The organism is Vibrio sp. Vb1166, assembly GCF_033338695.1.
Taxonomy (GTDB): Bacteria; Pseudomonadota; Gammaproteobacteria; order Enterobacterales; family Vibrionaceae; genus Vibrio; species Vibrio alginolyticus.
The window spans coordinates 45,008-56,428 of the sequence record NZ_JAWOTE010000026.1; the positions used below are offsets into that span (position 1 = coordinate 45,008).

Annotated in this window: 8 protein-coding genes; 3 read left to right on the forward strand and 5 right to left on the reverse strand. The window is 45.3% G+C overall.

Annotation, left to right across the window (positions count from 1 at the left end; translation table 11 throughout):
- Window positions 1-43: 43 nt before the first annotated feature.
- Window positions 44-1,465 (forward strand): serine-type D-Ala-D-Ala carboxypeptidase, encoded by a 1,422-nt coding sequence (dacB, locus tag R7E51_RS19925; RefSeq protein ID WP_017820417.1) that lies wholly within the window; start codon window positions 44-46, stop codon window positions 1,463-1,465.
- Here the strand turns inward: dacB and R7E51_RS19930 are convergent.
- On the reverse strand, window positions 1,444-2,289 hold the full coding sequence (locus tag R7E51_RS19930) for a magnesium transporter (RefSeq protein ID WP_005380062.1): 846 nt from the start codon (window positions 2,287-2,289) through the stop codon (window positions 1,444-1,446). The genes dacB and R7E51_RS19930 overlap by 22 nt on opposite strands.
- Window positions 2,290-2,707: 418 nt before the next feature.
- A complete protein-coding gene (gene tyrS, locus R7E51_RS19935) occupies window positions 2,708-3,895 on the reverse strand; it encodes a tyrosine--tRNA ligase (protein WP_017820416.1) in 1,188 nt (395 codons plus the stop codon).
- A gap of 130 nt (window positions 3,896-4,025) precedes the next feature.
- Between tyrS and R7E51_RS19940 the strand changes: the two genes are divergently transcribed.
- On the forward strand, window positions 4,026-5,318 hold the full coding sequence (locus R7E51_RS19940) for a peptidoglycan DD-metalloendopeptidase family protein (protein WP_033905576.1): 1,293 nt from the start codon (window positions 4,026-4,028) through the stop codon (window positions 5,316-5,318).
- A gap of 65 nt (window positions 5,319-5,383) precedes the next feature.
- Here R7E51_RS19940 and vmeK read toward each other — a convergent pair whose 3' ends face one another.
- The 3 genes from vmeK to erpA all read right to left on the reverse strand — a co-directional run bounded on the left by vmeK (window position 5,384) and on the right by erpA (window position 10,060).
- Window positions 5,384-8,488 (reverse strand): multidrug efflux RND transporter permease subunit VmeK, encoded by a 3,105-nt coding sequence (vmeK, locus tag R7E51_RS19945; RefSeq protein ID WP_025768204.1) that lies wholly within the window; start codon window positions 8,486-8,488, stop codon window positions 5,384-5,386.
- Between the two features lie 9 nt (window positions 8,489-8,497).
- The gene (locus R7E51_RS19950) at window positions 8,498-9,613 is read right to left on the reverse strand and encodes an efflux RND transporter periplasmic adaptor subunit (RefSeq protein WP_154205059.1); all 1,116 of its coding nucleotides are present in this window, start codon (window positions 9,611-9,613) and stop codon (window positions 8,498-8,500) included.
- A 105-nt stretch (window positions 9,614-9,718) separates the two neighbouring features.
- Window positions 9,719-10,060: an iron-sulfur cluster insertion protein ErpA gene (erpA, locus tag R7E51_RS19955; protein ID WP_005380031.1), complete on the reverse strand. Its 342-nt coding sequence runs from the start codon at window positions 10,058-10,060 to the stop codon at window positions 9,719-9,721.
- Window positions 10,061-10,306: 246 nt separating this feature from the next.
- Here erpA and hemL point away from each other — a divergent pair.
- The coding region (hemL, locus tag R7E51_RS19960) for a glutamate-1-semialdehyde 2,1-aminomutase (protein WP_318128315.1) at window positions 10,307-11,421 on the forward strand (1,115 nt) is incomplete at its 3' end.

The following is an 11,421-nucleotide window of genomic DNA, read 5'->3' on the forward strand; positions in this document are numbered from 1 at the left end:
TTGCGTATACTCAATCACATAACTCACCTTAGAAAGTATCATTATGCGTTTACGTTGGCCCTTGCTCATATTCTCTTCATTACTTTCTGCTTTTTCACAAGCGTACCCTCATCAAGAGGTGTTGCCTGAAGGCGCCCGCATCAGTTTAGTTGCGGAAAAACTCAGTGAAAATGCTGAGCTTGACGGTGTTCATCCTACCGAACAACTGTTCCCACCAGCGAGTACATTAAAAATCGTCACCGCATTAGCCGCAAAGCTAGAACTGGGGGATAATTTCCGGTTTCGAACCAAGCTGGAAACGTCGAACTCAGATGCAGTGATTTACTTTGTCGGCGACCCAACACTCCAAACCAACGACTTAAAATCACTTCTCACTCTAGCTAAGAAAAATGGCTTAAAACGGATTAACGGTGACCTATGGCTCGATAACAGCGCATTCACTGGTTATAACCGTGCGGTGGGCTGGCCGTGGGATATCTTGGGAGTTTGCTACAGCGCTCCGGCATCGACCATCACACTCAATAACAACTGTGTACAAGCCTCTATCTATACACAAAAAGATGGTGGAACGCGGGTCTACGTACCAGAGCATCAACCTATTCGTGTCACAAGTACCGTAGAAACTGTTTCTAAAACCATTAAGAAAAGTCGTCATTGTGACTTAGGTTTAGTTGCAAATCCCGATAACAACTACAAGCTAACAGGGTGCTTGGTTGAAAGAGACAAACCATTGCCACTGAAATTTGCGGTTCAAGACCCTGAGCGTTACACCAGTCAAAGGTTGGCGACTTTGCTCAAGGAGCTCAACATTGGGGTATCAGGAAAGATTAGGGTCGGTACGGCGCCAGAAAAGCAGCGAAAGCTCATCGCAATGCATCAATCAAAGGCCTTACCAGACATTCTTGAAGATATGCTCAAAAACTCTGACAACTTGATTGCCGACACATTAACCAAAACACTTGGTGCTAAATTTTTCGTTCAGCCAGGTAGTTTTACTAACGGTACAGAAGCGATCAAGCAGATCATTTTCGCCAACACTGGTATTGATATTCGTAATGCGCGCCTAGAAGACGGCTCAGGACTTTCGCGAAATAACCGGATCTCCGCGACCAAGATGGCTGAAATGCTGCGCTATATTTGGAAGCATGAAAACGAACTCAAATTGATTGCCATCATGCCGAAATCAGGTGAATCCGGCACATTAAAGTACCGACAAAGTATGCGAAAACTTCCAATTAAAGGACAGCTGATCGCTAAAAGTGGCTCTATCTACGGGACTTACAATATGGCTGGATATGGCTTGGATAAAAATGGTCAACCTAACACCATTTTTGTTCAGTTTGTTTCAGACTACTTCCCAGAAAAACGGGACGACAACACACCTGTCATCGCCCCGATTACACATTTTGAGCAGCTTTTTTACAATGACATTGTGAACTTTAGTCAGGCAATACCTAAGAAATAGTTCACCACGTTAAAGTAAATCCACATTCCTGAAATATCGACGATAGACGCAAGAACTGGACTCACCAATACGGCTGGGTCCAACTTGCAAGCTCGTGCAATAATTGGCAACAGCCCGCCCAATGTTGTAGAAATGGTGACTTGAATGAACAGCGCAACTGCTATTGCCAGTGCGATATCGGTCAGTTCAAAGCCTCCTGTTGATTGTCCTGCACTAAATAACATAATGCGTCCAATCATCACGATAGCGATCGCTAGCGCAATAAATAGAGCGACTCGGCTCTCTTTCCACAAAACTTCTAACCATTGGCGTTTTTTTAACTCTCCAGTAGCAAGAGCACGAATCACTAAAGTTGCTGCTTGTGTTCCTGTGTTACCACCAGCAGCTGCAATCACTGGCATGTACACTGCAAGTAAAACAAGCTGACTAAGGGTGTCCTCATACTGAGCAATGATCAAGCCTGACACTATCCCTAAAAGAGCCAGTGCAATGATCCACCCAATACGCTGCTTCACGTGCCCCAAAACACTAGTCGATAAATAACCATCAGGTGTATCAACTTCAGACATATGCAGACCTAATTGGTGAGCATAATGACGTGCGCGTTTGTCATGGCCTGCTTGCTCAAGTTGAGCAATAAGACTATTCACATAGCCGACAGAGCAATGCTGTAAAATACCTACAGCCTCATCAATCGGCATAACCGTAAGCAAATGGACTTGTTGCTCTTGCTCGTACTGCAAGAATGCATTGCGAGCTGCACCAATTTCTACTTCAGAAAAGTTTGGTGTTGTTTCAATAAAAGTGTTGTTCATTACCGTCATGGCGAATCTCCCGATTGGCATTGGTAACGACCATCGACAAAGCATGAAAAGCCACTCTTGCACGCTAAAAGTCAGACAACAAATAAGATGCACAGAGAAAACCAATGCGAATGCACTGTCTATTCAGAATGTATGAAGGAAATAACGAGAAAAAAATTAGAAAAGATGCCTCACCACTTAGGTAAGGCGGAGATCGCCAATACCGAAGCGGGTTATTTCGCTCCCTTAATCTTACTCACCCAACGACTGGGAGGATGGTCGGTATTGTTCATGTAAATCTCCGATAGCGCTGCCATTATTGGCAGCGCAAGTATAGTAGCAAAGTTCATCAGGTATGGAAGTTTTACTTTGCCGTTTTTGCTAAATTTTCATACAAAAAAAGCGCCCTTCGGACGCTTTCATTTGCAGTCATTATGGATTACTGAATAGTAATACGAGCAAATTTACGTTTGCCTACTTGGAACACGTAAGTACCCGCTTCTGGAGCAAATTTGCTGTCCGCAATTTTTTCACCATCAATCTTCACAGCGCCCTGCTTAACCATGCGCATCGCATCTGACGATGATGGACATAAACCTGCTTCTTTCAACAGATTACTCACTGGGCGACCTGCGTCAAAGTCAAACTCTGGCATTTCATCAGGAATTTGGTTCTTCGCAAAACGGTTTACGAATTCTTGCTCTGCTGCATCGGCATCGGCTTCACTGTGGAAACGAGCAATAATTTCTTTTGCTAGCAATACTTTGATGTCACGAGGGTTTTTGCCCGCTTCTACATCAGCTTTGAATTGAGCAATCTCTTCCAGAGGACGGAAAGAGAGCAGCTCGTAGTAGCTCCACATTAAGTCATCAGAAATAGACATGATTTTACCAAACATTTCGCTTGGCGCTTCGCTGATACCGATGTAGTTGTTTGCTGACTTAGACATCTTCTTCTCGCCATCAAGGCCCACTAGAAGCGGCATCATCAGTACAACCTGAGGTTTTTGACCGTGAGACTTTTGCAGTTCACGACCCATTAGAAGGTTGAACTTCTGGTCTGTACCACCTAATTCAACATCCGTTTCCATTGCTACTGAGTCCCAACCTTGTAGAAGTGGGTACATGAACTCATGAATAGCAATTGGCTGACCACCCGCGTAACGCTTTTTAAAGTCGTCACGCTCTAGCATACGAGCAACGGTTTGGTTTGCCGCAAGGCGAATCATACCTTCTGCGCCCAATTCAGACAGCCACTCAGAGTTAAACTGAATTTTAGTCTTTGCAGGATCGAGAATTTTGAACACTTGCTCTTTGTACGTTTCAGCGTTACGCAATACGTCTTCACGACTTAGCGGTGGACGAGTTGTGTTTTTACCTGTTGGGTCACCAACCATTGCAGTGAAGTCACCGATTAGGAACGTCACTTCATGACCTAGTTCTTGGAACAAGCGAAGCTTATTGAAAATAACCGTATGGCCTAGGTGAATGTCAGGTGCTGTTGGATCAGCGCCCAATTTAATACGTAGAGGACGGTCTTCTTTTAGTTTTGCGATTAGCTCTTCTTCTGGAATCAGCTCTTCAACACCGCGCTTAATCTCGGCTAGTGCAGCTTCAATGCTCGCCATTCTTGTTCACTCCCACAGATTTGGCAAAAATATAATAGCTGAACATATTACTTGAATAGCGATGCATTTTGAAACACGTTAGACTAGGTAGTTGTCACTTTTTCCGTTTAATTTAGCAATCAAGTACCTCATGCATTCGATTTTTGTCCGACTTCCACTCTTGCACAAAGTATTGATCGGTTTTTTTAGTGCGCTGATTATCTTCGCGCTCTTCTTTTTACCTGATCCGCAAGACCTAGACCCGCAGCAGAGCCGATTAAAAGTTGGTCAACATTATCCTGTTCCAGTTTCCCTCGAACTCAGTGCACTAAATAGTTCATCGCCTGCGGTTCCCGCCGTGCTGCGCTGGGAGACATACAAGGTAAAAAATGGCGAGAGTGCTGCCATCTTATTTAGTCGCGTAGGGCTTTCTGCTCGTCTATTACATGAACTGGTGTCATCAGACAAAGAAGTGGAAAAACAGTTAACTCGGCTTCGACCTGGTGACCGATTGCAATTTGGTTTTGACGAAAATAACGACTTGGTGCAGCTAAGAAGAACACTAAGCGCGTTCGAGACTTTTCGTATCACATTAAAAGACGGCAAGTACGTTTCTGAAGTTGATAAAAAAGAAGTCGACTTCCAGTACAACTACGCTGAAGCCACCATCAAATCAAACTTTTGGAATGCAGGAATATCTTCTGGATTAAATGGTAACCAAATCATGGAACTGGCTGGCATATTTGGTTGGGACATCGACTTTGCTTTAGATATTCGTAAAAACGACAGCTTCCGAGTACTTTACCAAGAGGAAGTGGTAGAAGGAGAAGTAATCGGCCGTGGAAAAATCATTGCTGCGATCTTTAAAAACCAAGGCGATACCTTTACCGCAATATTGGATCAGAAAAGTGGCAAGTATTACGACGAAAATGGGCGTGCAATGAAAAAAGCATTCTTACGCGCGCCGTTGGATTTCCGTCGAGTTTCGTCTAACTTCAACCCACGCCGCTTACATCCAGTGACGGGACGCGTTCGTCCTCATAGAGGCACGGACTATGCAGCACCAGTGGGCACCCCGATTTGGGCGGCTGGTGATGGTGTTGTTCAAAAATCGTCTTACAACAAATTTAATGGTAACTACGTTTTCATTAAACATAGTAATACTTACATTACCAAGTACCTGCACTTAACCAAACGTACTGTACGAGCTGGTCAACGCGTTAAGCAAGGCCAAACCATCGGTACGCTTGGCGGAACTGGCCGTGTAACTGGCCCTCACCTGCACTATGAGTTCCTTGTGAATGGTGTCCATAAAAACCCGCGCACGGTGAATTTGCCACAATCTAAATCCCTGACAGGAAAAGCGAGACAAACTTTCATGGCAAACGCGAAAGTTAGCATGGACAAGCTTGAACGCTACAGCAAACTGCTAGCAATGAAGTAAGGCAAGGTATTGAAAAGGGCAGCTTCGCTGCCCTTTTTGTTTTGTCGATATCATCACGATAAAGCTTACTGTTCGGAGTGATGCTCTCTCCCGAGCATAAGCAAACACGGTGTCAGAACTAACGTTAGCAAAGTCGCAAACGCCAAACCACCCGCGACAGCGGTCGCAAGCTGAGACCACCATTGAGTGCTTGGTGCGCCAAACTCCACTTTCTGATTAACTAAGTCGATGTTCATTTCTAACACCATTGGCAATAAGCCTAATATGGTGGTCACCGTCGTAAGTAAAACGGGTCTTAAACGCTGCACACCCGTACGCAAAATAGCCTCAGATTTTTCTAAGCCACGTTTACGCATCTGATTATAAGTATCGATTAAAACAATATTGTTGTTTACCACGATACCAGCCAACGCAATCACTCCAATTCCCGACATAATGATGCCAAATGGCTTTTGGAAAATAAGTAACCCAGCGAAGACACCAACAGTAGAAAACAGCACTGCGCTAAGGATTAAGAAAGCTTGATAAAAGCTATTAAACTGCGTAATTAAAATCAAAGCCATCACACCAAGCGCGACAATAAAAGCATTTTGCAAGAATGCTGATGAGTTTTCCTGCTCTTCATTTTGCCCCCGAATCTTATATTCAATGCCTTCCGGTAACTCGAGCTGTTCCATTCCAGCGGCAATCTTAGGTAATTCAAGCGCTAAATTGTAACCTTCCACCATATCCGCTTTAATATTGATAACTCGATGACCGTCGACCCTACGAATGGTGTCTTGCTTATGATCTGGTTTGATTTGAGCAAAATTCGTAATCGGTACTAGACCAGCTGCCGTTTTCACTCTCAGCTGATCAAATCGACCTATGTCGCGCTTATCTTGCGGATAGCGCACCAAAATATCGACTTCTTCATCTGCATCATCAGGCAAATAATCGCCTATTTTCAAGCCGTTCGTAACAAACTGGACGGTATTCCCGACTAAGGTAGCATCCGCTGCAAAGCGAGAGGCGTCATCTCGCTGGATATCAATTTGCCAATCAATCCCTTCCTTATTAGTGGTATCACTCAAGTTGGTCAGTGCAGGATTACCATCAGCCCAATGTCGTACTTTTTTGGCCGCTTCATCTAACGCACTAACACTCAAGTTTCGTGATGATACTTCAATCACGAGATCATGCTCGACAGGCGGTCCTGCGTCCGGGAATTTATACTCAAGTTCAACACCATAAAAGCGATCTGTCGTCTCTTTTAGTTCCTCAATAATGGTTTTCACTTTGCGTCGATACTGCCAATCCACAGGCGTTATTTGAATCTGGCCAATCTCGTCCCCATTATCGCTCGACCCCGTGCGCGTGTAGACACTTTCAAACTCGTCATGACCGAGCATCACCTTCTCGATTTCGCGCATAACAACATCTTTTTCGTGAATAGACAAGTCACCATAAGAACGAACTTTAACGGTAAAAAAGGCAGGGTCCACCTCAGGGAAAAACTCTGCACCCAAGCCAGCTTTGTTGTAAGTGAAGCCGACACCTGCCGCTAGCAGTATCGCGCTGAGTAAGACTTTCCATGGATGACGAATCGCTACCGACAGAGTCTGGTAATAAAGCTTGGTAATGCCTGTCGCTTTTTCAAAGTTGCCGTTATGCAGCTCCACCATTTCTCGCTGAGCTTTCTGATTGACGACTTGAGGCTTGCCAATGATCCCACCGATGACAGGAACGAACAGTAAAGCCATCATCAGTGAAGCGGCCAAGGTAGCAATTAAAGTAAGTGGTAAGTACTTCATGAACTCACCAGTGATGTCTGGCCAGAAAAGTAACGGAGCAAACGCAGCCAATGTGGTTGCTGTGGATGCGGTAATCGGCCAGGCCATTCGCTTTGCTGCATCTCGATAGGCTTCTTTACGTGGCGTTCCTTCTTGCATGCGCCGATCTGCAAACTCTGTCACCACAATGGCACCATCCACCAACATGCCTACTGCCATAATTAAAGCAAACAGTACGACGATATTGACCGTCAGCCCAAATACCGATAACACCAACAACCCAGTCAAGAACGATCCTGGAATAGAAATCCCCACGAGAAGCGCGGTCCTAACCCCCAATATGGCAATAATGACGATAACTACGAGGATAATTGCGGATAAGATATTGTTTTGTAGATCACTGAGCATCAATTTGACATCGTCGGATTGATCCCAAGTGTATTTAACTTGCAAATTGTCGGGCCACTCGGCGCGCTTCTGTCCCTGAGCCAGTACTTCTTTTACCAGCTCAACCGTTTCAATGATGTTTTCCCCTGCCCGTTTTTTTACGTCCAAAACGATGGCAGATTCGCCATCTAAACGAGCAAAACTTTCAGGATCGCGAAATGCACGCCGTACTGTCGCCACATCGCCAAAAGTGATCACCTCTTTGCCATTCACCTTGATCGGTAGTTCAAGCACATCTTTCAGTGAATCAAAAACCGATGGGACTTTTACCGAAAAGCGTCCATACCCAGTATCGACAAACCCCGCAGCCACAACTCGGTTATTCAAGGCAATTAAATTATAGATATCCGCTTGATCGAGACCGTAGCTTTCCATCAATAGCGGATCGACAACTATTTCCACGATGTCTTCGCGATCCCCTGCGATTTCAACTTCAAGAACCTGACGGAAACTCTCCAAACGATCACGTAGCGTTCTGGCAATCTGTACAATGGTCCGCTCTGGTACGGTGCCATATAGAACAACAGTCAAAACAGGCTCTTCAGATGCAAACGTGACTTCATTTACCGTTGGCTCATCACTGTCCTCTGGTAATTTTGGCTTTGCAAGATCAACCGCATCACGCACATCTGCCATCGCTTTATCAAGATCCACTCCAACACTAAATTCCAGCGTCACCGAAGCATGACCTTCTGATGCCACAGAGGTCATCTCTTTTACGCCTTCAATAGAGCGCAACTCTTGCTCTATTGGCCGAACTAATAAACGTTCGGCATCGACGGGAGAAATGCCTTGATGCCCAACAGAAACGTAGATAATAGGAATGGTAATATCAGGGCTCGATTCCTTGGGGATAGTGACGTAAGTAATGACACCGGCAATTAAGATCATCACCAGTAATGTCAGCATGGTGCGAGCGCGGGATAACGCAGCATCAATCAGAGTGTACATAAGTGCTCCTTACTGCTCACTAGCCGCTTCAACAACTACGTCATCAACTTTATTGGCCAGTACTTGATCACCATCTCGCACAAAACCTTGTCCCAGCACGATAATGTCTGCACGCTCTCCTAACCCAGAGAGCCACACACCATCATCCTCGGCCTTAACGAGTTGAATTGGAACAAACTCAACATGCTCATTACGCAGTGTCTTGACACCTAAGTTACCTTCTTCATCTAGTGCTAACATGGCAGCCGTAATCTTTACTGCCAACACTTCACTCAAAGGCAGCTGTACTTCTGCGCTCATACCGGCAGGAATTCTTGCGTCTTGATTATCAATTTCGATTTCAATTGGAAATGTATTAGTAGAAGCAGAAGAAACACGTCCAATGTAGCGCACACGACCTTGATGATGCTGTTGGTTAATGGTTCTTACGTCGGCTTCTAGGCCTTCCTTAAGGTATTGTATATGCCGTTCACTGACATCGGCTTCAATCACTAAAGTATCCAAATCAATGACCGTCGCAATAGGATCGCCAATCCCGACAAAATCACCTAACTCAACAAAGTGGTGATCTACGATGCCATCAAATGGCGCTTTAACCTCAGTATTTCTTAAAGCCGTTTGCACGTTACTCAAATTCGCACGTGCATCTACCAACGCTGCTTGCGCTGTCGCAAATGCAACCTCACCTTGCAGTCCACGACTTTTTAGCGATTTAGCTGCATTAAACTCTTTCTCTTTAACCAACAGCATCGCCTGGGCCCGTTTAAGTTGAATGCCAAGGTCGCGCTTATCGATGTTTGCGATCACTTGTCCCTGTTTGACCGCTTGGCCTTTCTTTATGTTAAGACTGACTATTTTACCGGCAACTTCGGCGCCAAGACGCGCTTGACGATTGGGCGCTGTTCGTCCATACAATTCAATGGTTTTACTGGTAGGTTCGGCAAGAAAAGTATCAAACATCACCTTTGCAAGTGGTGTCGTGTTCGTGGATGTTGAAGAGTTAGGATGATCATCTTGTGCTTTGAGTTGGCCGATGGTTAGCCATGCAACAAGAAGTAAGACGAGGATAAGAGATACTAGCCAAGGGCGCTCGACAATTCGGCGTCCAAAAGAAAGTCCAGACATATAAAGTCCTTTTTATTATTTCTCTGCATATCTGCGAGCGTGTGCTTTACGTGACATCCTTCTACATAAAGCACAGGCAGCCATTAGCTGCCTGTTAGGTGTTAATTACACACTGAACGATGCACCACAACCACATGTTGTCGTTGCATTGGGGTTATTTACGAAGAAGCGCGCTCCTTCCAACCCTTCTGTGTAGTCAACAATACCGCCAACGAGATATTGCAGACTCATAGGGTCTACAACCAGTGTTACACCACTGTTTACGATTGTTGTATCGCCTTCGTTTACATTTTCATCAAAAGTAAAGCCGTATTGGAAGCCGCTGCAGCCGCCGCCAGTAATGTATACGCGCAGTTTCAATGCTGGGTTTTCTTCTTCAGCAATCAATGCTTTAACGCGAGATGCTGCTGCGTCAGAAAAAGATAATGGTACGTTTACTTCGCTCACGAAGACCTCTCTCACTCGTGTAATGCGTCAAGCCTGAAGCAAGACGTCAAATTTGTGCTAATTGAGACGATTATCCAATACCTGACAAACTCGTTCAAGTATTCGCCGCCGATTCTTTATAACAGATGCGGATATATAAGATTACACTGCGAAACAACACATAAATTAAGCAAAACGTTTCTAACTTGATTATAGCTAGGTACAATGCGCTCCACTTGGTCCGAGCAATCAAAAGAGGATAACCCCATGACCAAATCATCAGAGCTGTATCAAAAAGCTCAGCAAACCATCCCTGGCGGTGTCAATTCACCAGTTCGTGCATTCAACGGCGTTGGCGGCTCTCCGCTATTTATCGAACGAGCAGACGGTCCACTGATTTTTGATGCCGATGGTAAAGCGTATATTGATTACGTTGGCTCTTGGGGTCCAATGATTCTTGGCCACAACCACGCGGTTATCCGCGAAGCAGTAATTGATGCAGCGCAACGCGGTCTTAGCTTCGGTGCGCCAACAGAACTTGAAATCGCGATGGCAGAATTAGTTTCTGAGCTTGTTCCATCAATGGAGCAAATCCGCATGGTAAGTTCTGGTACTGAAGCTACTATGAGCGCGATTCGCCTTGCACGTGGCTTCACCGGTCGCGATAAGATCATGAAATTTGAAGGTTGTTACCACGGCCACGCTGATAGCTTGCTAGTAAAAGCAGGTTCTGGTGCACTAACTCTAGGCCAACCAAGCTCTCCTGGCGTTCCTGCAGATTTTGCTAAACACACGCTAACAGCAACATTCAACGACCTAGATTCTGTACGCGAGCTATTTGCTGCTAACAAAGGCGAAATTGCTTGTATCATCGTTGAGCCAGTAGCAGGCAACATGAACTGTATTCCACCAGTGGAAGGCTTCCACGAAGGGCTACGTGAAATCTGTGATCAAGAAGGCACGCTACTAATTTTTGATGAAGTAATGACAGGCTTCCGTGTTGCTCTAGGCGGCGCGCAAGCACACTACAACATCAAACCCGACCTAACGACACTGGGTAAAGTGATTGGTGGCGGTATGCCAGTAGGTGCTTTCGGTGGCCGTAAAGAAGTGATGCAATACGTTGCACCTACAGGCCCAGTTTACCAAGCTGGTACCCTTTCCGGTAACCCTGTCGCAATGGCAGCAGGCTACGCATGTTTGAACCTTCTAAAAGAAGAAGGCAACGAAAAGCGCCTAGCTTCTAAAACGAAACAACTTGCTGAAGGTTTTAAGTCTCTAGCAGAAAAACACGGTATTCCGCTAGTTGTTAACCAAGTGGGCGGTATGTTCGGCTTCTTCTTCACTGACCAAGAAAAAGTAACTTGCTACGAAGACGTAAC